At 64.8% G+C, this 25,583-nt stretch carries 23 protein-coding genes; 10 read left to right on the top strand and 13 right to left on the bottom strand.

The window, feature by feature from the left end; genetic code table 11:
- Genes ACSAGD_RS03895 through ACSAGD_RS03880 form a run of 4 tightly spaced genes read right to left on the bottom strand, consistent with a single transcriptional unit; the run spans window position 1 to window position 3,850 of the window.
- Window positions 1-1,146: a glycosyltransferase family 4 protein gene (locus tag ACSAGD_RS03895; protein ID WP_437584418.1), complete on the bottom strand. Its 1,146-nt coding sequence runs from the start codon at window positions 1,144-1,146 to the stop codon at window positions 1-3.
- Between the two features lie 3 nt (window positions 1,147-1,149).
- A complete protein-coding gene (locus ACSAGD_RS03890) occupies window positions 1,150-2,139 on the bottom strand; it encodes a Gfo/Idh/MocA family oxidoreductase (protein ID WP_437584417.1) in 990 nt (329 codons plus the stop codon).
- Window positions 2,139-3,239: a DegT/DnrJ/EryC1/StrS family aminotransferase gene (locus tag ACSAGD_RS03885; RefSeq protein ID WP_437584416.1), complete on the bottom strand. Its 1,101-nt coding sequence runs from the start codon at window positions 3,237-3,239 to the stop codon at window positions 2,139-2,141. The genes ACSAGD_RS03890 and ACSAGD_RS03885 overlap by 1 nt, the downstream gene beginning before the upstream one ends.
- The gene (locus ACSAGD_RS03880; protein WP_437585100.1) at window positions 3,236-3,850 is read right to left on the bottom strand and encodes an acyltransferase; all 615 of its coding nucleotides are present in this window, start codon (window positions 3,848-3,850) and stop codon (window positions 3,236-3,238) included. Before ACSAGD_RS03880 ends, ACSAGD_RS03885 begins: the two co-directional genes overlap by 4 nt.
- 62 nt (window positions 3,851-3,912) lie before the next feature.
- On the opposite strand from ACSAGD_RS03880, the gene ACSAGD_RS03875 reads away from it, so the two are divergent.
- Window positions 3,913-4,617, top strand: a complete 705-nt coding sequence (locus ACSAGD_RS03875; protein ID WP_437584415.1) for a glycosyltransferase family 2 protein — start codon at window positions 3,913-3,915, stop codon at window positions 4,615-4,617.
- Between the two features lie 7 nt (window positions 4,618-4,624).
- Window positions 4,625-5,002 (top strand): DUF2304 domain-containing protein, encoded by a 378-nt coding sequence (locus tag ACSAGD_RS03870; RefSeq protein ID WP_437584414.1) that lies wholly within the window; start codon window positions 4,625-4,627, stop codon window positions 5,000-5,002.
- Window positions 5,003-5,035: 33 nt separating this feature from the next.
- Here ACSAGD_RS03870 and ACSAGD_RS03865 read toward each other — a convergent pair whose 3' ends face one another.
- From ACSAGD_RS03865 to ACSAGD_RS03850, 4 genes are all read right to left on the bottom strand, one after another.
- Window positions 5,036-6,982 (bottom strand): DUF6541 family protein, encoded by a 1,947-nt coding sequence (locus ACSAGD_RS03865; RefSeq protein WP_437584413.1) that lies wholly within the window; start codon window positions 6,980-6,982, stop codon window positions 5,036-5,038.
- Window positions 6,983-7,018: 36 nt separating this feature from the next.
- Complete coding sequence (locus ACSAGD_RS03860) at window positions 7,019-7,897, bottom strand: glycosyltransferase (RefSeq protein WP_437584412.1); 879 nt, start codon at window positions 7,895-7,897, stop codon at window positions 7,019-7,021.
- The gene (locus ACSAGD_RS03855; RefSeq protein ID WP_437584411.1) at window positions 7,894-8,850 is read right to left on the bottom strand and encodes a glycosyltransferase; all 957 of its coding nucleotides are present in this window, start codon (window positions 8,848-8,850) and stop codon (window positions 7,894-7,896) included. The genes ACSAGD_RS03860 and ACSAGD_RS03855 overlap by 4 nt, the downstream gene beginning before the upstream one ends.
- A 78-nt stretch (window positions 8,851-8,928) precedes the next feature.
- A complete protein-coding gene (locus ACSAGD_RS03850; protein ID WP_437584410.1) occupies window positions 8,929-11,253 on the bottom strand; it encodes a cell wall-binding repeat-containing protein in 2,325 nt (774 codons plus the stop codon).
- 143 nt (window positions 11,254-11,396) lie between these two features.
- Between ACSAGD_RS03850 and ACSAGD_RS03845 the strand changes: the two genes are divergently transcribed.
- The gene (locus ACSAGD_RS03845) at window positions 11,397-12,530 is read left to right on the top strand and encodes a glycosyltransferase family 4 protein (RefSeq protein ID WP_437584409.1); all 1,134 of its coding nucleotides are present in this window, start codon (window positions 11,397-11,399) and stop codon (window positions 12,528-12,530) included.
- Window positions 12,531-12,538: 8 nt separating this feature from the next.
- On the top strand, window positions 12,539-13,720 hold the full coding sequence (locus tag ACSAGD_RS03840) for a MarP family serine protease (protein WP_437584408.1): 1,182 nt from the start codon (window positions 12,539-12,541) through the stop codon (window positions 13,718-13,720).
- A gap of 8 nt (window positions 13,721-13,728) precedes the next feature.
- On the opposite strand, the gene ACSAGD_RS03835 is transcribed toward ACSAGD_RS03840, so the two are convergent.
- Both ACSAGD_RS03835 and purE read right to left on the bottom strand, forming a co-directional pair.
- Window positions 13,729-15,084 (bottom strand): LCP family protein, encoded by a 1,356-nt coding sequence (locus ACSAGD_RS03835; RefSeq protein WP_437584407.1) that lies wholly within the window; start codon window positions 15,082-15,084, stop codon window positions 13,729-13,731.
- Window positions 15,081-15,596 carry a 5-(carboxyamino)imidazole ribonucleotide mutase gene (purE, locus tag ACSAGD_RS03830; protein WP_437584406.1) on the bottom strand — a complete coding sequence of 172 codons (516 nt, stop codon included), beginning with the start codon at window positions 15,594-15,596 and terminating at the stop codon, window positions 15,081-15,083. The genes ACSAGD_RS03835 and purE overlap by 4 nt, the downstream gene beginning before the upstream one ends.
- Window positions 15,597-15,734: 138 nt before the next feature.
- Here purE and ACSAGD_RS03825 point away from each other — a divergent pair, with 138 nt between their 5' ends.
- A complete protein-coding gene (locus ACSAGD_RS03825; RefSeq protein ID WP_437584405.1) occupies window positions 15,735-17,168 on the top strand; it encodes an alanine/glycine:cation symporter family protein in 1,434 nt (477 codons plus the stop codon).
- A gap of 10 nt (window positions 17,169-17,178) precedes the next feature.
- Here ACSAGD_RS03825 and ACSAGD_RS03820 read toward each other — a convergent pair whose 3' ends face one another.
- Window positions 17,179-17,841 (bottom strand): DedA family protein, encoded by a 663-nt coding sequence (locus tag ACSAGD_RS03820; RefSeq protein WP_437584404.1) that lies wholly within the window; start codon window positions 17,839-17,841, stop codon window positions 17,179-17,181.
- A gap of 111 nt (window positions 17,842-17,952) precedes the next feature.
- Between ACSAGD_RS03820 and ACSAGD_RS03815 the strand changes: the two genes are divergently transcribed.
- Genes ACSAGD_RS03815 through ACSAGD_RS03805 form a run of 3 tightly spaced genes read left to right on the top strand, consistent with a single transcriptional unit; the run spans window position 17,953 to window position 21,022 of the window.
- Window positions 17,953-18,933 carry an alpha/beta hydrolase gene (locus tag ACSAGD_RS03815; protein ID WP_437584403.1) on the top strand — a complete coding sequence of 327 codons (981 nt, stop codon included), beginning with the start codon at window positions 17,953-17,955 and terminating at the stop codon, window positions 18,931-18,933.
- On the top strand, window positions 18,930-20,363 hold the full coding sequence (locus tag ACSAGD_RS03810; protein ID WP_437584402.1) for an alcohol acetyltransferase: 1,434 nt from the start codon (window positions 18,930-18,932) through the stop codon (window positions 20,361-20,363). Before ACSAGD_RS03815 ends, ACSAGD_RS03810 begins: the two co-directional genes overlap by 4 nt.
- Window positions 20,360-21,022 carry a DUF6320 domain-containing protein gene (locus ACSAGD_RS03805; RefSeq protein ID WP_437584401.1) on the top strand — a complete coding sequence of 221 codons (663 nt, stop codon included), beginning with the start codon at window positions 20,360-20,362 and terminating at the stop codon, window positions 21,020-21,022. The genes ACSAGD_RS03810 and ACSAGD_RS03805 overlap by 4 nt, the downstream gene beginning before the upstream one ends.
- 9 nt (window positions 21,023-21,031) lie before the next feature.
- Here ACSAGD_RS03805 and ACSAGD_RS03800 read toward each other — a convergent pair whose 3' ends face one another.
- On the bottom strand, window positions 21,032-22,951 hold the full coding sequence (locus ACSAGD_RS03800) for a M3 family metallopeptidase (RefSeq protein WP_437584400.1): 1,920 nt from the start codon (window positions 22,949-22,951) through the stop codon (window positions 21,032-21,034).
- Between the two features lie 10 nt (window positions 22,952-22,961).
- Window positions 22,962-23,675 (bottom strand): helix-turn-helix transcriptional regulator, encoded by a 714-nt coding sequence (locus tag ACSAGD_RS03795; RefSeq protein ID WP_437585099.1) that lies wholly within the window; start codon window positions 23,673-23,675, stop codon window positions 22,962-22,964.
- A gap of 81 nt (window positions 23,676-23,756) precedes the next feature.
- Here ACSAGD_RS03795 and folE point away from each other — a divergent pair, with 81 nt between their 5' ends.
- Window positions 23,757-24,323, top strand: coding sequence for a GTP cyclohydrolase I (gene folE / locus ACSAGD_RS03790; protein ID WP_437584399.1), 567 nt, complete (start codon window positions 23,757-23,759; stop codon window positions 24,321-24,323).
- Window positions 24,324-24,354: 31 nt separating this feature from the next.
- Window positions 24,355-25,572, top strand: a complete 1,218-nt coding sequence (locus ACSAGD_RS03785) for an NAD(P)/FAD-dependent oxidoreductase (protein WP_437584398.1) — start codon at window positions 24,355-24,357, stop codon at window positions 25,570-25,572.
- The last annotated feature ends 11 nt before the right edge of the window (window positions 25,573-25,583 follow it).

Genomic DNA, 25,583 nt, shown 5'->3' with positions numbered 1-25,583 from the left:
TCATCGTCCCCGGGCAGCCGCCATGATCGCGGATGCCGTTCGGCCGGCGACCGCCTGGGCTGAGACGTTCTGCGTCGCCCAGCTCCGAACGTGGCTGGTCAAGGCATCCTCCCGCTCGCACACTCGGGAAATGGCACTGGCGAGTGCGTCTGAGCCATACTCGCACGCCTCCCCCAGGGAGTGGTCGGAAATCATGCTGCGAACGGGGTCGGGGCCCGCGTACGCCACCGGTGTTCCGGTCGCAAGCGATGAGTAGATCTTGGTCGGAACCGCGAAGTCGTAGCCGATTCCGGGTTTCAGTGTCGCGATGCTCACTCGCGCGGCCCGCAGCCACGAGGCTGCTTCCTCCACCGGGACCGTCGGCAGCATTCGGATGCGGTCCGCGACAGGCGAAGCGGCCGCCATCGCTGTGAGCACAGGCCAATCGCTGCCCTGACCGATGAAGGCCGCCGTCAGCGAGGTATCGCGCTGAAGTGTCGTGATGACAGCCTCCATCGCCACCCGTGCACCATGCCACTCGCTCGCTGTGCCGACGTAAACAATGTCTGCGGGGTGGCTCGGCCGTGACCCCTCGGGGGTGAAGAGGTCGGTGTCGACACCGTGGCCCACGACCGTTGTCGGAGTTCGCGGAGCGAGACTCGCCACGCGTTGGGCAACTGCATCGGAAACGGCAACAACGTGTGCGGCCCCGCGTAGTGCCTGTGACTCGAGCCAGCGGACACCGCTGACGATCCAGGATGCCGCGCCCGTCGACGCCGCGGCATCTGACCAGATGTCTGCTGCGAAGTACACGTACGGAGTGCGCCTCAGCACTGCCGCGAGGCGCACCATGAACCCCGTTGTTGGCGGCGGCTCGACGACGATAGCGTTCGCACGACGGCCGAAGAGCACTCGGAAGAACGCGGGGATGTCGAAGCTCATGTACTGGACATATCCGCGCACATAGCCGCTCGAGTCGCGGAAGACGGGCCAGCGCGACACGCGTGCTGACAGGCCGATGTCGCGGTCAAGACCCGCGGGAGGGTGCGTCGTCAGCACCTGCACCGTTGCGCCGCGCTCCGTGCACTCACGGACGACTGCGGCGAGCCTGAGCGATGCCGCTGACGGCTCCGGCGCGAAGATGCGCGAGACGAGGGTGATCCGCATGGGTCAGAGAGCGATCGCCTCACCGGTCTGAGCTGACTCGAGCGCGGCCTCGACGACCTCGAGCGCGCGCAGGCCCTGCTGCATGGTGACCACGTCGCTGGGTTTGCCGAGGACGGCGTCGCGGAAGGCTTCGTGCTCGACGCGCAGGGGCTCTCGCTTGGCGAACGCGTACCTGGTGACGTCTCCCTCGGAGACACCGCGGAACGCACTCACGGACTCCCACTCGAGCGGAATCGTGCCGTTGGCGTAGAACGTGAGATCTCCCGTGGCAGTGTCAGCGACGAAGGCGCCCTTCTCACCGGTCACAACGGTGACACGTTCCTTCATGGGGCTGAGCCAGTTCACGAGGTGACTGACGACGGCGCCGGAGGTGAGCCTGCCCGTGACGGCGATCATGTCCTCATACTCGCGGCCACTCTTGAACGCGGTCTGCGCGAAGACGCGCTCGTAGTCGCTCTGGGTCACCCACGCGGTCAGATCAATGTCGTGCGAGGCGAGATCCTTACCGACCCCGACATCAGCGATCCGGGCAGGGAACGGCCCCTGCCTGCGCGTAGCAACCTGATACACGTTGCCCAGCTCGCCCGCGGAAAGCCTGCGGCGCAGCTCCTGGAGCGCGGGGTTGAACCGCTCAATGTGCCCGACCGCGCCGACAAGCCCGGCATCCGCAAACGCCTTCGTCATGCGCTGCCCCGCCTCAACCGTCTCCGCGATCGGCTTCTCCACGAACGTATGCACTCCCGCGGCGGCAAGCTTCAGCGCGGCATCCTCATGGAACCGCGTCGGAACCGCAACGACCGCCATGTCGATGCCCACCTCGATCAGCCCCTCCACATCAGGAAGAACCTCAAGCCCGCCCGCGACACCGTGCGGGTCGCCCGCGGGGTCAGCGATCGCGACCAGATCGACATCATCGACCTCACGCAGCACACGCGCGTGATGCCGCCCCATCATTCCGACACCGAGCAGCCCGGCCCGAAGAGTCTCAGCCATTACGCTCCTGCCTTCGCCACAGCATTCACCGCGGCAACGATGCGATCAAGATCCTCACCCGTCAACGACGGGTGAACCGGCAACGACACCACCTGCGCCGCGGCACGCTCCGTCTCCGGCAACTCCAGACCCTCAGCAAAACCAGCCAAGGACGGCAAACGGTGATTCGGCACCGGATAGTACACTCCCGCACCCACATTGTGCTCGGACTTCAACGCCGCGACGAAACCATCACGATCCTCCGGCACCCGCACCGTGTACTGGTGATACACGTGCACCGCCCCCTCGGCCACCGGCGGAATCACGACGCCCTCAAGATTCGCGTCGAGGAAGCTCGCGTTCTGCTGCCGCTTCGCCGTCCACGCATCCACCTTGCCCAGCTGCACACGACCAATCGCCGCATGAATGTCTGTCATCCGGTAATTGAAACCCACGAGCTCATTCTCGTACTGCTTCTCCATACCCTGATTACGCAACAACCGCGCCCGACGCACCAACTCATCGTCACCGAACGAGATCATCCCGCCCTCGCCACTGGTCATGTTCTTCGTCGGATACAGGCTGAACATGCCGAACTGGCCGAACGTGCCCACCGGAACACCATCAAGAGACGCTCCGTGAGCCTGCGCGGCGTCCTCGAACACCATCACCTCATGCCGCGCTGCGATCGCCGACAGCTCACGCATATGAGCCGGATGCCCATACAGATGCACCGGCATGATGCCCTTCGTCCGCGACGTGATCGCAGCCTCAACAGCCACAGGATCAAGAGTGAACTGACCCGGTTCGATATCCACAAACACCGGCGTCGCACCCGTCAAAGCCACAGCATTGCCCGTCGCCGCGAACGTGAACGACGGAACAATCACCTCATCCCCCGGCCCGACACCCGCCGCCAGCAGGCCAACATGCAGACCCGAAGTCCCCGAGTTCACCGCCACAACCGTGCGTCCCGGCACAAAGTGCTCAGCGAACTCCGACTCGAAGGCTGCGACCTCCGGCCCCTGCGCGACCATGCCGCTCAACAGCACACGATCGACCGCCTCGCGTTCCTCATCTCCGATAATCGGCTTCGCCGGTGGAATGAACGCGTCGCTCACTGTTCTGTTACCTCTTTCAGTTCTCCGTCAATCTCGACGTACGTCTCGTCGGTCTCGGAACACACCCAGTATCCGTCACGTTCGCTGAGCGGATGCCCGGACGTGCCGACCCAGCCGATACGGCGTGCCGGTACGCCAGCGACGAGCGCGTGATCTGGAACGTCTTTCGTCACGACGGCCCCTGCCGCGACCGTCGCCCAGCGACCGATCGTCACCGGCGCGACGCACACTGCGCGCGCGCCGACCGCTGCGCCTCGACGCAGTGTCACGCCAACGGCTTCCCAGTCGTCCGCGGACTTCTGTGTACCGTCGGAGTTGATCGCACGCGGATACGTGTCATTCGTGAGTACGGCTGCCGGTCCGACGAACACGCCGTCCTCGAGAACCGCCGGTTCGTAGACGAGCGCGTAGTTTTGCACCTTGCAGTTGTCGCCCATTCGCACTCCCGTGCCGATGTAGGCGCCTCTGCCGACGACGCAGTTGTCGCCAAGCACGGCGTCTTCCCGCACCTGCGCGAGATGCCAGATCGACGAGCCTTGCCCGACGTCCGCGCTGTCTGCCACATCCGCTGTGTCGATGACACGGACGTTCGCGTGAGAAGTCACGGGTATCTCTCTTCTTTCGGGTGGAGTGGGCGCGCATCTCAGACTAACGGGTCTGCCAGAATGGAGCCATGACAACGCCCGGGCCCCCGTCGAGTGCGAGTTCTGGCGCAGCCGATGTATGGGTTGTTATTCCGCTTTTCAACGAAGCCAGCGTCATCGAGATGGTGATTCGCGATCTTCACCAAGAATTCACCCACGTGGTGTGCATCGACGACGGCAGCTCAGATGGCTCGGCCGACGCTGCTCGACGCGCGGGCGCGAAGGTGCTGCAGCATCCCGTCAACCTCGGCCAGGGTGCGGCCCTGCAGACTGGCTTCGACTATGTCTTGACCCAGCCGGATGCTCGTTACGTGGTCACGTTCGACGCCGACGGTCAGCACCGAGTCGTGGATGCCGCGGAGATGATCGCACTAGCCCGGGCGGAGGACCTCGCGATCGTGTTCGGCTCGCGGTTCCTCGACAAGCGCACGAACCCAGGCATTTTGAAGCGCATCATTCTCAAGACCGCCGTGTGGGTGACCAACATGACCACGGGGCTGCGCCTCACGGACGCACACAACGGGCTCCGTGTGATCCGAACGGATGCTCTCTCACGTGTCACGCTTCTGCAGGACCGCATGGCGCACGCAACGGAGATCGTCCTCAAGCTCGGCCGCACAAAGCTGCCGTGGCGTGAATACCCGGTCGAGCTGCTGTATACGGACTATTCGCGCGCCAAGGGACAGTCTGTGCTGAACTCCATCAACATCCTCGTCGATCTCATCGTTCGTTAGGCGCATCGTGCTCATTCAGGTCATTCTCGTCATCGGCGTCATCGCCGTCGGAATCTTCTTCACGCGCCCGACCGGAAGCGACAGTCACCTCGCACTGCGACGGCTCTTTCTCGGTGCTTTCGTCGTCGTCGCGATTCTGTCGATCATCTTCCCCACGTGGCTGACGTGGTTCGCGAACCTCATCGGCGTCGGTCGAGGCGCCGACCTTCTGCTGTACGCACTCGTTCTCGCGTTCTTGGTCTTCGTCTCGACGACGTACCGCCGCAACGTGCAGATCAATCGACGCATCACGCAGCTGGCCCGGCAGATCACTCTCGCAAAGGCCTCACTCGAGGACGTCGACCCGCCCACCGAAAAGGATGAAAAGCGCTCAGACGAGGACTAAGCCCGCAGTTCAGGCGAGATCAGCACCCCGATATCAGAGGCCGCAGGCAGTGATGCGGTACAGCACCTTGTCGCCCTGACGATCAACTTCTTCGACAACCGCTGAGTCGTCCAGGTCAAGGAGCCCTTCGAACCCGATCCACGTCTTCACATCAAGGCGACTGCCGTTGAAACGATCGGCACCGAAATCGAGCACGTAGAGCACTCCCGTGGCCTTGAGAGCATCACACACGGCTGGCTCGTCGTCAGCTTCGTTGAGCTGAGAGTTGATGATCTCGTTTGCCTCGGCGTGAGAAGTGTTGAAATGCGGGTTCAGCACCTCTCTGTCCGAGATTGCCATCGCCCATGAGGTTCCCGTCCACGGGTTGCCGACGATCACAGCGTCATCAGGCACTTCGTCGGGCAGCCTCTCAATCAGCGCCCGCTCGTCGTCATCAAGGATCTGAGAACGGTCGTCGAGCCGGTATGCGTTAGAGGCGTGCTGAACGGCGTAGACCATCGCGGTGAGCTGAGTCGAAGCGATGAGCACCGCGAGACCAGCCGCTGCGACCGTCGCGAGTATTCTCGGCGTGTTCGGCACACGCCGCTGGAGAGCACGCCACAGAGCATCCGCTCCAATTGCGACGAGCACCGCAGAAGGCAGCACGAGGAAAGCTTCGAGACGAGGGGTGTCCTTGTAGAACATCCCAAGCGACATGTTGCGCAGATCTCCCGGAGGCAGGGCACCGGCGAGCACGAAGAGCGTGGCCGCGGCGAGCCACATCGCCACGAACCACCACCGGCGACGGCGAATTGCCACGATGACTCCGACGATGACAAGGATGCCGACCACGATGGCCAGCGGCCGATCTCCGCGCGCGAACGTGAACGCATCGAGAATGACTTCCGGCCAGGTCCCGTAGTCGCGCCACGGTGCGTTGTATCCGAAACTTCCGACACGGCGCCAGACCAGTGCGAAAGCACCGAGAACAACGACGATGACGACCGCCAACACCAGACGCCTGCCCGTCGAGGTCGAGCGCCGGATACCCGCGACGCCGAGGGCAGCAAGTCCGATGACTCCGAAGAGCCCGAGACCGAACACGACAGATGGCTGCGCCAGACCGATCGCCACAACTACACATGCGAGGCTCAGAATCTGCAGGGTGATGGCTCCGAGGCGCTTGCCGTTGACGAGGCGGAACAGGCTCAGCCCGAGAACGAGCCCGGCGGGCAAGAGCGCCAAGGAGAGGAAGTATGAGAAGAGCACCCCGTAGTCGAGCATCCCGAGGGGAAAGGCAGGAAAGGCCGCGGCAGCCACACCACCGAGCACGAGTGCGGAGGGACGAGTAGGAACCAGCAGCCGCAGCAGCGCAAGCACACCGAGGGGCCACACCACGGCGGAGACCACCAAGTTCACCATGTTCGCGACGCCCACGAGCTCCGCCCACGGGGTCATCATCGCGACGAAGGAGACAAGGTCGTGCCACGCCGCAGGGTAAAAAGTGGACCGGCCCGAAGGCAAGATCAGCCCGGTCAGGTGAAATGACGAACCATTGGCTGTGTCGATGATGAACCGCACACCATTGAGATGGAACGGAGCGTCATATGTCTGCGAGACGTTATCTGGAGAGCCAAATGAGAACCCGACCTGCAGCACGATGATCACAAGCGCAATGGTCAATCCACATGCGAACGCTCGAGAGAACCCGATGACCCGGTTATCTGGATTCGGTGCCCACGTTCCGGTCACAAGGCGTCGCATGCCCCAAACGACAAGTGCGAGCGCGACGAAGACTGCTGTTATCGGCAGCGCTGTCCACGGCACTCCCAGATTTCCGAACGCGATCGCGCTGACGGCGAGAACAGAGATCGTCACTGCCGGCGCAGCGATCGCGAGGAGAAGTCGTCGAGCACCAGCGGCTGCGGCGACGAGCCCGCCCGGGAGGAAGAGGACGACCAGGGCGATCACCGCCACCGGAATGGCTCCGAGCCAGGTCATATCTGTGTCCTCTTCTTCACGCTCTCGTACCCCGAATCACAGTGCGGTCTGGTCGGGTGTGGGCGACGACACGTCGGAGAACCCCTTCTGGATCATTCGGCGGTAGAGCACCCGCCGAATGCCGACGGGTACGAAACGATAAGCACCGCGGACGACGAGGTTTCGAGCGAACTGCGTGCGCGTCGTGAATCCGATGCGTCGCAGCGCTCGTTGCAGATTCCATTCTGCCTGAAACTGCTTTGTGCCGCCGCGTCGGGCATAGGCTCCTGCACCGACGCGGTACATCACGAGCGGCTCGGACAGATTCTCGACGCGTGCACCGGCTTTGATCATGCGAGCGAACAGCCAGTAGTCCTCCATCAGCCCGATGTCCTCGTAGCTGCCGGCGCGTGCCACTGTCGCCTTGCGATACATGACGGTCGGATGGTTGAACGGATCGTGGAAGCGGGCGTATTTTGCGATCGCTGCACCACCGACGGGCGGCGTGCGACGGCCGAGAACCTTGCTGGTGTCATCCGCGAACTCGTACATTCCCGTTCCGACGAGGTCGTACCCTTCGGCCATCTTCGCCATCTGCTTGGCGAAACGTTCGGACAGCGCCACGTCATCGGCATCCATTCGCGCCACGATGTCGTACGAGCACCGCTCGAGCCCGATCGTGAGCGCTTGCGCCAGGCCTCCGCGTTCATCGATCACCACACGTACGACCGGTGCGGGGCACGCAGCCGTCACCCGTTCGATCGCCTGCTCAAGTGCGTCAGGCACGGGGCCGTCCTGCACGAGCACCACCTCCGACGGCACGAGGGTCTGCGCTGAGGTCGCGCTCGTGAAGGCACGCTCGAACTGCGACGCCTCGTCGTTTCCGTACACGGGCAGAAGCAGCGAAAACTGTGCGTCCGTGGTGCTCTTGCTCACTCGGCTCGCCTCAATTCAGCGAGGACATCATCGGGAACTCCTGCGTCACGTAGCACCTCAGAGTTCAGACGAGGTGGATGTCGCAGGCCTTCGCGCCGACCACTGTCGAAGCCCTCACGCAGCACGCGCCTGTCACTCGATTTCAGCGCCGTGCGCACCCAGCGAGCGAGACTCGATGCACCGTAAACAGTCTTCTCGCCGCGCGTGAGAGAACGTGAGTGGCGGAACATCCAGATCTTGTTCCGCACCTCAAAGCGAAAACGCTCCCCCGGGTCGTCGTCAGTTGCCCCTCGGCGCGTGGTCTTGTGGACGACGACACTCGCGGGAGTCGACAGACCACGGCGACCTAACAGCACTCGGGTGCTGAACTCGAAGTCGTCATTCCAGAGGAAGTAGTCGGCGATCGGATACCCGACCTTGTACACGACATCGGCGCGATACATAGACGACACGAATGAGAGCGAGCGAACGGGCATCGCCCCGACAGTATCCGCGGCTTTCTTCTCTGCAGCGTCAGCGAAGGGGTTCGGTCGCGGGGTGTTCATCGGATGCTCGGCGCCGTCCGTCCACACGACTCGCGAGCCGACCGCTGCCAGCCTCGGCTCCGGGTAGAGAGTGGCAGCATTCATAAGTCCGAGAAGCGCGTCTTCGGTGGGAACTGTGTCGTCGTCCATGACCCAAATCCAGTCGGGGCGATGTCGAGCGACCGCAGCGGCCATTCCGACGGCGAAGCCGCCAGCGCCGCCGGTATTGCGCGTGAGCTCGATCAGTGTGTTCTCTCGCTCCGCATCGCGCACAACCTGCGATGTGTCATCGGTGGATGCATTGTTCACGACGACGATCGCATCGACGGGCCGCGATTGACGAGCGAGAGCATCGAGCACCTCGACCAGCAGATCCCGTCGGTTGTATGCGACGACCACAGCTGTCACGCGCGAGGGTCCGCCCACCATCCACCTTTCCTGGAACGTACGAAGACGCTCCGGGAGTCTATCCCGACCGCCTCGGTGTTCGCCGAAAGGCGTCGCGCGTCAGCAGCTGCCGAAGCGCGCCGACTTGTCGGAGACCACGAGCGGTCCGCCGATCACGTGCACCGTGCTCGGCGCCTGCTTCAGGGCGGTGTTCCTGATCGAGGTCGGCATGCACTTCTGCGTCGTGATGTAGAGCGCAGAGCCCGAACGAGCCGCAGCGACACCGCCCGTCAGCGCATCGGCGTAGGTGGCGCCTGTTGCGACGTATGCACTCGACGATGACGAGAAGTACGCCGAGTTGATCGCCGCAGCAGTCGCGTAGCGGTCGGCCCCGGCAAGTCGCTTCACGCTGAAGCCGGCGCTCTTGAGCTGGCTTTCGATCTTTGTCGATACGACTCCGGTCCCACCTGCGATGACGACGTTCTTCACACCGAGCTTCGTCAGAGTGCTCTTGGTCGCCGCAGTCAGGGGCTCGCGCATGCCGTCTACGAGGATCACCGGCGCACCGACCGATCCCGCCGCCGCACCTGCGGAGAGAGCGTCAGGGAAGTTCCGACCCGTCGCGATGAACGCGGTTGACGTCTTGCCAGCCGGGAACGAGGCCGCCGCATTCCGCGACGTCTCATAGCGGTCATCTCCTTGGATACGCGTCACAGACCCATAGCTGCTCAGTTGCTTCTGCACGCCAGACGTCACAACACCGGTGCCGCCGACAATGACGATCTTGCTCGGCTTCAGGCGCTTGAGCTCCGTTGCGACAGTCGATGGCACGCTGTTGCCCTTGACGAGAAGCAGCGGGGAATCCTTCGCCCCTGCCAGTGCGGCTGCACTCAAGGCGTCCGGATAGTTCTGCCCGGTCGCGATGTAGACAGTGCCACCCGTTGCCGAGCCGCTCTGCTGCGAGATCTTGACCGATGTCGCATACCGGTCGCTGCCGTAGATGCGGTCCGTGGTCGACGCGACACCCGACTTCGAGATCACGAGAGTTCCGTTCTGGAACCGCTGCAGCATCGAGCCGTCAGAATTCTTGACCGTGCTGTCGATCGGGAAACCAAGTCTGCCCTTCGCACCGCCCGCCTTGTCATAGGCAGTCTTCATGGCGCTCAGCATGAGGTGCGTACCGAGCGACTTCGTTGAGTACAGCGCACCCTTCTCAAAGGGCTGCATCACCTTGTCACCGCCGAGCGATGATTGTCCGTCAAGCGGATAGCCCAGAGTACCCGAGGGTCCTTTGAGGGCGACGTAGGAGTTGCGGATCTCACCTTCCAGCCTGTGAATGCTGAACTTCGGCGAGTAGTACAGCGCACCCTTCTGGAACTGCTGGCTCGAGCCGCCGTCACGCTCCGACTTCGGGTTGGAGGTGGGATATCCGAGCACTCCGACGGGTCCGCGAAGAGCGATGTACGAGCGACCGATGTCTGTCCGTGTGTAGTACGCGCCAGTCTTGGAGTGCCAGTAGGCCCACCCCTTCTCAAACTCCTGGCCTGCACCACCATCGGAGTACTGCTCGAGTCCGCTCGTGGTGTAGCCCAACGTGCTGAAGTACTTCTTCTGCAGCGCCTTGATCTGCGGGTTCGAGGAGTAGCCCTGGTAGGTGCTGCCGAACCAGTCGTTGAAGTAGAGGAAGAAGTTGCGGTTTCCATACGACGAGCACTTGTCGCCGACACCGTAACCCGCATTCAGTGCCGCCTTGTTCGGAACGTACGGCGTGTAGTTGTAGAGACCGGCGGTCGCCTGGTTCTGGATGTAGACCTTCGTGGTCCCGCATGACGAGTTCGGATTCCACTTGATCGTGTTCGTCTTGCCCGCCACGTAGTTGAAGCTCGATGGGTAGAGGCGGTAGATCTGGAACTGTCTCGCACCGAGGTACAGCTGGTTCTGGAAGCCGTAGTACTTCTCGTTGCACGCGGCGCCATCGGGGCATCCGAAGCCCATCGCGATCGTGTAGCGCCACGTCGACGGCCACTCGTGGGTCAGCAGACCCTGCTCCTTCTGAAGCGTCACGAGAATGACCTGCGGGTTGATGTCGCAAGCGCGCGAGACCTTGTAGATGATGCGCGCGGCGTCTTCGTTCTTGCCGCCGGAGATCGCCTTGCAGTACTTGTCCGCGCTGCGCGCCGTCGTGTTCTCCTTGTACGCATCCAGACAGGTGTAGCCGGAGCGGCACTTCGGCACCTTGCTGTTGATGAAGGAGCGGATCTGCGACTCCGTCATCGTCGTCGAGTCGTAGAACACCTCGTCATCGATGATGTGCCCCGCGTCGAAAGTGGCTGCTTCGGCCTTCTGAGTCGCAATCGGCGTGGCCGTGAGTACGGCCGCTGTGACGATACCGACCGCAAAAAGAACCAGTGTACGCATTGCTGCGCTGCGAATACGCGGAGACATGCCGTACATTCTATTCACAACTTTCACAGAAACCACACCCATCACTCTTTTTACACTGGGCACAGTTCAGCTTCGTCCCCTACGTTTAAGAAGCCGCAATTATGACGAAAAGCGCGGCACAGCACGGCAGAAGAGGAGATTCCATGGTCACGATGCGCGTGGTGGTCGACGAGATGGTGCCACCCGTACGGGGGGACCTCGGTTCGTACACGCGAGACCTCACGCGTGCGCTCATCCGGCATGCTCCCGCCGGTTGCGACGTCGAGGGCCTCATCGCATCGCACGATGACGACGCGGTCGAGAAGGTGAAGAGTCGCCTCGGCGCCCTCTCTGGACTCACGAAGACGACGCTTCGACGCCGTGAGCTCGCCGCCGCATGGCAGATGGGCGTCGGAGCATCCTCGTATGCCTCGGGCCTTCTCCACGCCCCGACGCTTCTGGCACCGCTCGTTAAGCACGACCTCGATTCGGGATCGCAGACGACCGTCACCGTCCACGACACCCTCGCGTGGACGCATCCCAAATCGTTCACTCCGGCAACGGTCGCGCTCCAGAAGGCGCTCCTCAAGCGTGCGAAGAAACACGCGGATGGCGTCGTGGTGCCGACCCACGCCGTCGCCGACCAGCTGTCGGAGATCGCAGACTTCGGAGACCGCCTCCGAGTGATCGCGGGTGCCGCACCGACGACCCTGCGACTGCCGGTCGTCCCTGATCAGCGCGCGAAAGAGCTCGGGCTGCCACCCCAGTACCTTGTGGCGAAGGGCAGCCTCGACCCGCGACGCGGCATCGTCGACCTCATCTCAGCGATGGCGCTGCCGTCCGCTCCGGACATCCCCCTCCTGATCGTCGGTCCCGACAGCTGGGGCGAACTCACGATCGAGAACGTCGCCGATGAGGCCGGCGTGACCGAGGGCCGCGTCGCCGGGCTGGGTCAGCTGTCGGATGCCGATCTCGCGCTCGTCCTGTCACGTGCCACCGCGTTCGTCTTCCCGGGCGTCGGCGAGGGCTTCGGACTGCCCCTCGTGGAGGCCTTCACCTTCGGCGCGCCCGTCATCCACTCGGACGACCCGGCGCTCATGGAGACCGCGGGCGAATACGGATACGTCGTCGAAGCCGGCGGCCCCGGCTACCCGGAGCGTCTCGCCGAGGCACTCAGCGACGTCGTCACCGACTCTGAGATGCGCGGACGCCTCGCCGTCCTCTCTCAGGACCGCGCCCACTCCTTCAGTTGGGCTTCCGCCGCAGAGTCCCTCTGGGCACTGCACGCCGACCTCTAGGGAGCGCCGTGGTCTCGGGCATCATCCTCGACGTCATCGTCGTCATCGCGGTCATCGCCGCGCTCATCGGCGGTTGGCGTCGTGGGCTTCTGCGCACCGCGGGCAGCATCATCGGCCTCATCATCGGCGGAGTTGTCGCCCTCTTGGTGATGCCCGTCATCTCGGGGCTCGTTCCGGCGCCCGGTTGGAATGTCATCCTCGCGCTCGTCGCGGGCGCATTCGTGATCGGTCTCGGAATCTCGCTCGGTTCCTGGGTCGGGCAGTCACTCGCGCGTCCCCTCCTGAAGCGCAGCATCGGCGTCGTCGATCGGCTGCTCGGCACGATTGCGAGCGGCATCGTCGCGATCCTCGTCATCCTCGGGCTCGCAATGAGCACAAGCTCGCTCGGCATTCCCGTTCTCACCCAAGCCGTTGCATCGTCAAACGTTCTGCGCGGCATCCAGACGATCACCCCGACTCCCCTGCTCTCTGGACTCTCTCAGTTCCGCTCCATCGTCATGAGCGACGGCATCCCGGCGATCCTCGACGCGGCCGGCCTCCCCTCTAATGTCACGGTTCCGGATGCCGACACGAATACGCCCGCGCTGCAGCGTTCATCGGCATCCGTGACCCGCATCACCGCAAACGCCCCTTCGTGCGGCACGCGCAGCTCGGGAAGCGGCTTCGTCTTCGACGACGGCCTCATCATGACCAACGCGCACGTGGTCGCTGGCGCGACGGACATCGTGGTCGAGCCTCCCGGTGAGATTCCTCGCGCGGCATCCGTCGTGTATTTCGACCCGGATGCCGATATCGCCGTGCTCTCCGCAGATGAGCTCAGCACGCCGATTCTGCCATTCGCACAGAACCCCGACTCCGGGCAGACCGTGTTCTTCCAGGGCTATCCGTTCGGCGGCCCGTTCACAACCCGCTCGGCCGCGGTCGTCGGCACGCAGAGCATGAGCGTGAACGACATCTACGAGCAGCACCAGGTGACGCGGTCGGTCACGACCCTCGCCGGTCACGTCGAGCCGGGCAACTCCGGCGGGCCGCTCGTGAATGAAGACGGCGCCGTGGTCGGAATGATCTTCGCGAAAGCGCAGAACCACTCCGACGTCGGCTACGCGCTGTCGATGGCGGAACTCGCCCCGGTCATCGCCGCAGCGGACACGTTCCAATCAGCGGTTCCGACCGGCGCCTGCTCCGCGTAGCTCAGTGATCAGCCTTCGCCGGACTCCGTCGAGGGCGGAGCGACGGCCTTCGCGACGATCTCTCTGATGTGCTCGAAGTTCGGGTTGTCCGGGTCGGGCACGGTCGGCGGCGTGAGCTCCACGTTCGTGATCTCATGCTCGCGCGTCTTCATCGCGAGATCGCTGAAGTAGCCGAGCATCGACTGCGGAACGTCGGTCTTCACGACCTGGCTGCCCGCATCGGCGATCGCCTGGAACTTCGTGAGGACGTTGCCGGGCGTGAACTGGCGGAGGATCGCCTCCTGCAGCTCGCGCTGTCGACGCATGCGGTCCCAGTCGCTCGTCGAGTGACGTGAGCGCGCGTACCACTCAGCGTGATACCCGTCGAGCGTCTGCTTACCCGGTTCGATCCACCCGTCGACATTGTTGAGGTTCTCGTCGCCGCCGATCGGCAGGCGCTCCTTCACGTCGATCTCGACACCGCCGAGCGCATCCACGAGCTGTTGGAATCCGGCCATGTCGATCAGCACGTAGAACTGAAGGGTGAGGCCTGTCACTCCCTCGACCGCGTCGCGCGTGGCCTCGATGCCGGGAGAGCTGCCGTTCTTCTCGGCATCCGGGTACCAGTCGGCGTGCCGCAGCTCTGCCTCGGTGTAGACGGAGTTCAGTTTGCAGACACCCACGTCACAGCGCTGGTAGCCGTCAGGGTACCGGTCGTGGAAGGGGCCCTCCGAGAACGGCACGTGAAGCATGTCACGCGGCAGACCGATCGTGGTCGCCTTGCCTGTCTTCGCGTCGATGCTCACAACCGAGATGCTGTCGGGTCGGAGGCCTTCGCGGTCCTCCCCCGCATCACCGCCGAGCATCAGAATGTTGTAGCGACCGTCGACCGGGGCCACGGGGACCGAGTTGCCGAAGATCGAGCCGAGTGCGCCGCGTGCGATTCCCGCGTAGTACGCAGCGCCGCTCGCCGTGCCCACAGACAGCGCCATCAGCAGAACGGTCGCCGCGGCGATCCAGAACCGCGCTCCCGGAGCCGCCTTGATGATGCGCAGCAGGCGGAGCGTGTTGATGGAGAGCACGAGCCACAGCAGCGCATACGCGACGAGCACGACCTGGACGAGCAGCAGGAACCATCCCTGCGCGACAAGATTGACGAACGCGGTCCGCATGAAGGCGAACAGAAGGATGCCGATGAGGCCCATCGCCCACATCGCGAGCGTCGCTCCGAGGCCGAACCGGCCGAGCTTGCGGTTGCCGGCGAGCACCTGCGCCGAACCGGGAATGACGAAGTTGAGCACGAGGAGCCACCAGGCTCGCCGCGTCATCAGCGGGGCCGAGGCGGTGTCCGGGTGCCTGATCGGGCTGGCGGCCAGCGAGCTCATAGAGCCGATTTAAGCTTCTCGTTCTTGACCTCAACCTGAGCGGCGAGGTCGTCGGCGTAGGTCTCGAGCTTCGATTGAAGCTCAGAGTCGGATGTCGCGAGAATCTTCGCGGCGATCAGACCGGCGTTCTTCGCTCCACCGATCGACACTGTCGCAACGGGTACGCCCGCGGGCATCTGCACGATAGAGAGCAGCGAGTCCAGTCCGTCGAGGGTGGCGAGGGGCACCGGAACTCCGACGACGGGAAGCGTCGTGACCGCGGCGAGCATTCCCGGCAGGTGCGCGGCGCCGCCGGCTCCCGCGATGATCACCTTGAGGCCTCGCGATGCGGCATCTTTGCCGTACTGGATCATCTTCTCGGGCGTGCGGTGCGCGCTCACGACTTCGACCTCGTGGTCGATGCCGAACTCGCTCAGCAGCTCGCTCGCGGCGCCCATGACGCGCCAATCAGAATCGCTGCCCATGACAACGCCCACGCGAGGGCGCTCTGAATCGTGATGTGGCATGCGCATAATGCTACGGGCGCACGCTGGGAGTTCCTGCCTACGGCGCGCTCTTCGACACATTTTCCACAGCTCGACCGGCGCGTTCTCCCTGCGATACTTGTTCTCGTAGATTTTCTGAACGACCTCGTTCTCGGCGGCGGAGACGTGCTGTGGACCTACATCGTGCTCCCGGTTCTGGTTCTCCTCGGTCTGTACTTCACGATCCGGTCGGGCGTGGTGCAGTTCCGGTGGATTCCCGAGATGCTGCGCACCCTCACGAACAAGACCCCGGTCGATGAGAACGGCAAGCCGCAGTCCGTCTCGGCGTTCCAGGCGTTCACGATCTCGGCGGCATCCCGCGTCGGCGTCGGCAATATCGCGGGTGTCGGCACCGCCATCGCGATCGGCGGCCCCGGTGCCGTGTTCTGGATGTGGACGATGGCTTTCCTTGGCGGCGCGTCAAGCTTCGTCGAGTCCACGCTCGGTCAGCTCTTCAAGGAGAAGGGCGACGACGGCTTCCGTGGAGGTCCCGCCTATTACATGTGGCGCGGGCTCAAGGCCCGGTGGATGGGAACGCTCTTTGCGGGCATCCTCATCGCCTGCTTCCCCTTCGCGTTCAGCTCACTGCAGGCCAACACGATCAGCGACACCGTGACCTCGAGCATCGAGGGCGACCCGATGCTCATCTCGATCATCGTGGGCGCCGTGCTCGCGGTGCTCACGGCTCTCGTGGTGTTCGGCGGGGTTCGCCGCATCGCCTCGGTCACCCAGTCGGTCGTGCCTGCCATGGCGCTGCTGTACCTTCTGATCGGCATCGTCATCGTGGCGCTCAACATCGACCAGCTGCCGAGCGTCTTCGCGTCGATCTACTCGCAGGCGTTCGGATTCAACGAGGTCGTCGGCGCGGCGTTCGGCATGATCCTCATGACGGGTGTGAAGCGCGGCATGTTCTCGAACGAGGCGGGTCTCGGCTCAGCCCCGAACGCCGGAGCGAGCGCCGCTGTCACGCACCCGGTCAAGCAGGGCCTCGTCCAGACCCTCGGTGTCTACTTCGACACGTTCCTCGTGTGCTCGATCACCGCCTTCATCATCCTGGTCTCCTCGCCCGACCTCAGCAATGCTGCGGAGGGCATCGGGCTCACCCAATCGGCGATCGTCGATGCGCTCGGCCCGTGGTCGAACATCCTGCTGAACGTGATCATCTTCCTGCTCGCGTTCAGTTCGATCCTCGGCAACTACTACTACGGCGAGTCGAACATCGAGTTCATCTCGCGCAGCCGCAAGGTTCTGTTCGGCTACCGTCTGCTCGCGGTCGTCGCGATCTTCGTCGGGTCGATCGCGAGCGCCGAGCTGATCTGGAACACGGCCGACGGAATCATGGGCATCATGGCGCTCGTGAACCTCATCGCGATCGGACTGCTCTCCGGCATCGTGTTCCGGCTCATCAAGGACTACTCGGCGCAGCGCAAGCTCGGCCGCGACCCGGTGTTCACACGAAGTCTGCTCCCCGATGTCGAAGGCATCACCTGCTGGGAGAGCGAGCAGTCGGTGACGGGCGTCATGCCGGTCGCGGGCGGCGGCTCGGCCGACAACAGGTGAGGATGCCGCGTCAGGCCGCGCCGCGCTCCTCGTCGCGCTGACGCCGAGACGCCCGGATGCGGTACGCGATCCACACGGCGAGCGCGACGAGCACGCCCACGATGACGACGTATTTCAGCACGTCGGCGTAGGTCTCGACGATGTGCCAGTTCTCGCCGAGGATGTAGCCGGCGCCGATGAAGATGCTGTTCCAGATGAGGCTGCCCGCCGCGGTGAGAAGACCGAAGATGACGAGGCTCATCCGCTCGATGCCCGCGGGAATCGAGATGAGGCTGCGGAAGATCGGGAGCATCCTCCCGAAGAACACCGCCTTGCGGCCGTGCTTCGCGAACCACTCCTCGACGCGGATCACCTCGGAGACCTTCACGAACGGCATCCAGTCGGCGATGCGCAGCATGCGCTCCCGCCCGAGCAGCGCGCCGAGCCCGTAGAGCAGGAAGGCGCCGACGATCGAACCGAGCGTCGTCCACACGACCGCCTCGACGAGGTGCATGTCGCCCTGGCTCGCGGTGAACCCGGCCAGCGGCAGGATGATCTCGCTCGGCAGCGGCGGAAACAGGTTTTCGGCCGCGATCGCGATGCCCGCACCGACACCGCCGAGAGCCTCCATGAGCGAGACGGCCCAGGCCGCCACTTCCGAGAGCGCCGGCTCAGCGGCATCCGCAGTCAACATGTCTACGACGCTAGCGGAGCGCACCTGTCGAATTCATGATGATCACTCGAGCGAATGACAGGATGCCCCCGCGAATCAGCCTCGCGGATGACCCGAACCTAGACTTGAGTCATGGAACAGGCCCCGACGCCCCCGCGTGCGCCCCTCGGGCGACTGCTCCGGGCCGTGCTTCGTCCGTTTGCGGCACCGCGGCTCAACATCCGCGAAGACTACGAGAAGGTGCGCCGCGCACAGCGGCGTCTCGCAGCTCGGCCGCTGCCCCGCTACCAGTCGCTCGATCGCGAGGTCGTGTCGGCGGACGGCGACCATCGGATTCCCGTGCGCGTCTTTCGGCCCCGCGAGCGCAGGCGCGACGACGTGCTCCTCTTCTTCCACGGCGGCGGCTGGGTGACCGGCGACATCGAGAGCTACACACCCGCGTGCGCGACCATGGCGGAGCTCACCGGGTGCGTCGTCGCCTCGGTGGACTACCGGCTCGCGCCGGAGCATCCCTTTCCCGCTGGCCTCGAGGATTGCCTGCGCGTGGCGGACGTGCTCCTGGATGACCCGCACCGCGTCGGCATCGACGACCCTGCGAACATCGTGCTCGTCGGAGACTCGGCCGGAGCGAACCTCGCCGCGGTCGTCTCGCTTCTGCGCCGCGATCGCGGTCGACGCGTGGCCTCGCGGCAGATTCTGCTCTACCCGGTCACGCACTGGGACCACGACCCCGAAACCGCGCCGTTCGCGTCCGTGCGGCACCACGGCGATGATTACCGCCTGACCAACATCGAGGTGCAGGACTACTTCGAGCTATACGCGCCCGATCCGGCGCAGCGCCGTGACTTCCGCGTGGCCCCGCTGCTCGCGGACGACTTCAGCAACCAACCCCGGACGCTTCTGATCTCGGCCGAGCTCGATCTGCTGTGCGACGAGGGCGAGGCGTACGGCGAGGCTCTCGCACATGCAGGCAATGAAGTGAGGATGCATCGCGTGCGCGGCGCCCTGCACGGATTCATCGCGCTGCCGCGCTTCTCACGCTCTCTGCGGGAGGCCTACGAGGTGATCAACGAGTTTCTCGACAGTGACGATGGCACGAGGGCCGCACCATGACGGTTCGCCCCTGGGTTCGGCTCGACAACGCGTCGAACATCTTCCTCGCGGCGCGAAGCGACGTCGATCCGAAGGTGTTCCGCATCAGCGCGGAGATGGACCGCGATGTGAATCCGCGGCTCCTGCAGAAGGCACTCGACACCACGTTCGACCGGTATCCCCTGTACAGCGCGGTGCTTCGCAGCGGAGTCTTCTGGTACTACCTGCTCGACAGCGATCTGCGTCCGACGGTGATGCCCGAGCTGCAGCACACGTGCGCGGCGATCTACCATCCCGACCGGCGAACGCTCCTGTTCCGTGTCGTGCACCACCGGCGTCGCATCACGCTGGAGATCTTCCACGCGCTCTCCGATGGGACCGGCGCGCTCTGGTTCCTCTCCGATCTCGTCGCGGAGTACGCGCGGCTGCGGTATGACGACTCCGGCGGCGGCCCGGTGACCTCACCGACCGACGCCCTGCAGGAGCTGACCGCCGACAGCTTCACCCGGTACTTCCGACGTCGCAGACGGATTCCTCTCCGCCGTTCATTCGGGACCGAAGCTGAATCGGCCGTGCTCTCCCCCTACGGAGATCCTCAGCACGCGATGTCCGAGCGGACGGGCGAGCTGCCGGCATCCCGCCAGACCACTGAGGATGCCGTCGAGCCGACGCAACCGCATCGGCCCTCGCGGCTGGTGCGCCGCGTGCGTGGAACACGCACACCCGACAACCGACCGCGACTGGTCGAGCTCACCGTGCCCGCAGCTGACGTCCTCGCGCTCGCACGCGCCGAGAGCGCCTCGATCACGATGTATCTGACAGCGTTATTCTTCGAGTCGATCCGGCGTTCCGACGACGGCTCGCAGAAGCGGCATCGCGCCCGAGAGCGGACTTTCTCGGCATCCGTCCCGGTCAACCTGCGTCAGTTCTTCCCGTCGACGTCCGCACGCAACTTCTTCGCCACCGTTCGCGTCGAGCACACATACGGCGACGGGCCCGACGATGTGGGCACCGTCGCGCGTCGGCTGGAGGCGCAGTTCCGTCCCAAGGCCTCAGCGGAGTTTCTCGCGCGCAAGCTGCGCCGACTCATCCGCTTCGAGCGAATGGTCGTTCTGCGCATCGTTCCACGCGTGCTCAAAGACGTTCTGCTGCGGCTCATCAACTGGGTCAACAACCGCGGTCTGACCGTCGCGGTCTCGAACCTGGGGCGCGTGGCACTCCCCGAACCCTCGGAATCTCACGTGGGCCGCATGCTCTTCCACGTCTCCGCGGTGCGGCCGCAGTTCTGCGCCATGTCGCACGGGGGCATGCTCACGATCAGCTTCACCTCTCCGTTCGTCGAGACGGATCACGTGCGAGAGTTCGCCCGTTTTCTCAGCGCCGAGGGCATCGACGTGCGGGTCGCTGCCGCGCGGGTGACCGAAGACGAGCTCGAGGAGGCTGCGCTGTGAGACGCTGCCCGGAGTGCGCCGTCGCCATCGAGGGCGACTGGGCCACGTGCCCGCTCTGCGAGACGGAGCTCACAGGTGAGGCCACTCCCCGCCCGCTCCCCACGATTCCGCTCGAGTTCTCGCGCCGACTCGTGCTGCGGGTGCTGTTCATCACCTCGCTCGCGATGATCGCGGCGTCGTTCGTCGCGCAGCTGCTGTTCAGCCGCGAGCTTCCGATCGGACCGCTGCGCATCGTGTGGCTCGGCATCGTCTCGATGTGGCTCGTCGTGCTGATGGCCGTGCGCAAACGGAGGAACATCGCAAAGGGAACGGTGTACCTCATCGTGCTCGTCGGCCTCGTGTGCGCCTACTGGGACTTCCTCACCGGATGGCACGCCTGGTCGCTGACGTACGCGATCCCGATCGTCTGCGGTTCTGCGATCATCGCGCTTCTCATCAGCGTGCGGCTGATGCGCGTCGAGGTCGGCGATCACATTCTCTACAGCATCCTCACCGTTCTGCTCGGCATCGTGCCGCTCGTCTTCGTGGTGTTCGGCTGGGTGACGCATCCCCTCCCGTCAGCGATCTGCGGCGGGCTGAGCCTTCTGGTGCTCGTGCTGCTGCAGCTCACCCGCGGCGCCGACATGCGGCACGAGCTCGCGAAGCGACTGAACGTGTGACCGCTCGCGTCACTCGCCGCTGAGCCAGCGCCCGAACGCCTCGAACGAGTACGGGCGCCCGAGGAAGGCCGCGACGAGATCCGCTGCGTCCGCCGATCCACCGCGCGCGAGAACCTCATCGCGGTAGCGGCCCGCGACCTCCGTGTCGAACATGTCGCTCGGGTCGAACGCTGAGAAGAGGTCCTTCGCGATCACGAGGCTCCACATGTACGTGTAGTAGCCGGAGCTGTAGCCCTCGAGATGCCCGAACGAGGTCTGGAAGTGCGTGTCGTCGAGCGGCCGGATGAGCGAGTACCGGTCGCCGAGAGCGCGCACCGCCTCATCGTGATCCGTCGGGCGGTCGAGGTGCAGGACGTACGAGACGGCCGCGTAGTACATCTGCGTGCGCACCCGCTGCGCTCGGCCGACGTCCTCCGCGGTCCGCATGCGCGCGACGAGGTCCGCGGGGATCGGCTCGCCGCTCTCGTCGACTGCGAAGGAGCGGAGGATGTCAGCATCCCACGCCCATTCTTCGAGCATCTGGGACGGCGCCTCGACGAAGTCCCACTCCGTCGCGACGCCCGAGAACGCCACCCAGCGCTGGTCGCCTCCGAGCACGTGGTGGATGAGGTGGCCGAACTCGTGGAACAGGGTGACGACCTGCGAGTGCTCCATCAGCCCTCGCGGGAAGTTGCAGACGAGGCTGCCCTCCGGGAGCTGCGTGTCGGAGACGCCCGTGACGAGATCGAACTGCGCCGCGTGCTTGTACTTGCCCTCGCGGGGGTGCAGGTCGAGGTAGATGCGGCCGATGCGCGTTTCATCGCGGTAGACGTCGTAGCAGGAGACGTCGTCCGACCACTTGGCAGTGTGCTTGCGCTCACGGTAGTGGATGCCGAAGAGGCGGCCGGTCACGTCGAGGAGACCGGCGCGCACCTTCGTGAAGTCGAAGTAGCGGCGCACGTGCTGCGCGTCGACGTCGTGCTGTTCGCGGCGCACAAGCTCGGTGTAGTAGGCCGTGTCACCCGAGGTGATCTCTGTGATCGACGGGTCGTCCTTCTGCGCGCGAGCCAGCAGCGTCGCCACATCGGCGCGACCGGCCTCGTCGGCGAGGTCTGCGATGCGGTCGATGAACTCGCCGATCGCCGGACCGGAGCCGATCATCTTCACCTCCGCATCGAACGCGGGCCACGAGTCGTAGCCGAGCAGCTGCGCCTGCTCGGCGCGGAGCTCGAACAGTTCGTGCAGAAGCGGGTCGTTGTCGGGCCAGGCTCTGCTGTTGAACTGCCGCGACACCGCGTGCCGGGCCTCGCGGTCGGTCGCGAAGGTGAGAAACGGAACGGTGTCGGGATAGTCGGTCGTGATGGTCACGAGTCCGTCGTCGTCAGGCTGGTGCGCCTCGCGGTAGTCGTCGGGCAGGCCGTCGAGCTGTTCGGGACGCAGGCGCACCGAGCGAACGTCGTCGCGGATGTTGCGCGAGAAGTCTTGGCCGACGAGCGTCATCCGCTCGCTGATCGCGGCAAGACGGTCGCGGGTGGCATCGTCCTTGTCGACGCCGCTGCGGCGGAAGTCTCTCAGCACGTGATCGAGCACGCGTCCGGCGTCTGCATCGAGCTCGTCACGGTCGAGCGCGGCGAAGACCTCGTAGAGCTCGCGGTCCTGTCCGCGCTCCGTGACGAAGGCGATGGCCTCCTGCGCCTTCTTCTCGGCGAGGTCGCGCACGGACGCATCCGGATGCACCTCGGCGAAGAACGACGCGAACCCGGCGACGTTCGCAACCGCGGTCTCTCCCTCGTTCCACAGGTCGAGCACCTCGATGGGCGTGCGCTCCGTGCCGTCCTTCAGGCGCTCGACCACCTCGCGGGCCGCGGCGAGCGCGGTGTCTGAGCGTTCAGTGACGAAGCCAGGCCAGGCGGCAGAGTCGGTGGGCATTGCGAGGGGTTCCACAGTCATGACCGCCACTTTACGTGTCATCTCCGCTCGAACACGCAGACATTCTCATGGTCACGCAGCACCGGCCCGGACCCGGCCTCAACTCAGCGATGAGGTGGCCCGGTGCGATGGCATCGGCGAACCCCTCGAGCAGATCATGATTCATGCCGCAGACAAGGTCAGTGTGTTCGCCAGCGAGTTGATGGAACGGGCAGTTCGCCATCACGATCTCGCCATCCTCAACGCGTGGTTCGTAGCCGTAGTCCCGCAATGCCGAGAGAGCGAGCTCGAAAGCCGATGCGGAGCCGCTCGCGCGATGCTGGCTCCCGATGCTGCGCCCCTTCTCGTGCGCCGCATCGTCGAGGGCCTGGGCGACGGGGATGCCGTCGCGTGCCGCACGCGCGATCGCTTGCGCCATCAGGTCACCGGCCAATGCGTATTCGCGGGCGGGCAGAGTCACGGCCACCTCGCCCTCTGCGCGTTCATAGAGCTTCGCCGGGCGGCCGGCCCCCGGTCCGGTTCGTCCGGTGCGTCGAGCATAGGATGCCCGGAGCAGCCCGACCGACTCCAGTTTGTCGAGGTGGAACTTGGCGGTGTGCACCGGCACACCGAGCGCTGCAGAGGCCTGGTCGCGAGTCACGGGATGCGGTTGGGCGCTGACGTATTCATATAGAGCGCGACGGGTCTCGTCACTCAGCACGCTCACGCGTGCAATGTCGTCGCCTGACACGGCATCCTCACCCATGCTCACCTTCCTCGGTTCCTTGACGTTCGCTCATCAACGCTCTAACGTGAACAATTGTATCCGTTAGAAAGAAGTTGCACCATGACGTTGACGAACTCTCTCACGGCCCTGCCCGACGTGGACGTCGCCGAGCACCACGCACGCGGCCTGCTCGAGGCCCTCGGCGTCGATTGCGACCTGCCCTCGCGACGCACAAGCCCACTCCGCATGGCCAAGGCATACCTCGAAATGATGTCGAGCGATCCCTTCGAGATGACCACGTTTGACAACGATTCCGGCTACACGGACCTTGTGCTTGTCACAGACATCCCGTTCCACTCCCTCTGCGAGCACCACTTTCTGCCGTTCACCGGCGTTGCACACGTCGGCTACCTCCCCGACCGCCGACTCGTCGGGCTGTCAAAGCTCGCCCGTACCGTCGAGATGTTCGCGCGGGGTCCCCAAACACAGGAGATTCTCACAGCCGCGATCGCAGAGCACCTCGACAGCGCTCTCGAGTCGCGCGGTGTCGGCGTGGTTATGGAGGCTGAGCACAGCTGCATGAGCCTTCGCGGCGTACGAACCGTCGGAGCACGCACGCGAACAAGTGCATTCACCGGCGCTCTCGACAGCGACCGATCAGAATTCCTCAGCGCACTGCCGCGCTGATATACCGAACAGCAAGCAGAGAGGACGAACAATGAGCACGTCAGGAACCGTCATCGTCGGAGCAGGACTCGCGGGAGCGAAAACCGCTGAGAAGCTGCGCTCGCTCGGGTACACGAAGCCCATCACGCTCATCGGCGACGAACCGGTGCGTCCGTATGAGCGACCGGGCCTCTCGAAAGAGGTGATGATGGGCAAAGACACCCTTGACTCGCTCTACGTGCACGACGAGGGGTGGGCCGAGGAGCACGACGTGACGACCCTGTTCGACACCTCCGTGACAGCGCTCGACCTCGAGAACAAGCGCGTCGGCCTCTCGAACGGAGAGGGCATCACCTACGAGCACCTCGTGCTCGCGACCGGGTCGACGCCGCGGCTCCTGCCGCTCGACGGAATGGACGCGAACGGCGTGCTGACGCTGCGTCGCATGCCCGACACGGAGGCGATCCGCCAGCACTTCGGCGAGGGCCGCACGCTGGCGATCATCGGCGCTGGATGGATCGGCCTCGAGGTCGCGGCCGCCGCCCGCCTCGCGGGCACCGAGGTCACCGTGCTCGAGCACGCGGACCTGCCGCTGAAGCGTGTGCTCGGCACACGACTCGCGGAGTACATGCTGCAGCTGCACCGCTCGAAGGGCGTCGACCTTCGCGTCGGCGTCGACGTGACCGGAATCACGAGCGAGAATGGAAACGTCACGGGGGTCGACACCTCAGACGGACATGTCGATGCGGATGCCGTCGTCGTCGGCGTCGGAGCGGCACCGAACACCCAGCTTGCGGCATCCGCGGGCCTCGAGGCAGATGGCGGCGTGCACGTCGACGAGCGTCTGCAGACCGCGCGACCCGACGTGCTCGCGGTCGGCGACATCGCGCTCGCGCAGAACACCGCCATCGGCGCGCCGTTGCGCGTCGAGCACTGGGACAACGCGATGCGGCAGGGCGAGCTCGCCGCCGAGACGATCATGGGCACCGGCGCGACGTACGACTGGCAGCCGTACTTCTTCACCGACCAGTTCGACTTCGGCATGGAGTACGTGGGACACAGCGGCCCTGATGACGACGTGCACATCCGCGGCGACCTCGACTCGGGTGAGTTCATCGCCTTCTGGACGAACGCCGGCCGCGTGACCGCGGCGATGAACGTGAACATCTGGGACGTCAACGAGACCCTCCGCGGCATCGTCGGGCACGAGGTCTCTGCCGACCGCCTGACCGACGAGAGCGTCGCGTTGGAGGACATCGTCTCTGACTAGGCTGCGCCGGG

Origin of the sequence: Paramicrobacterium salitolerans, assembly GCF_051513965.1 — a bacterium.
Classification (GTDB): Bacteria; Actinomycetota; Actinomycetes; order Actinomycetales; family Microbacteriaceae; genus Paramicrobacterium.
This window is presented reverse-complemented; position numbering and strand designations above follow the sequence as displayed.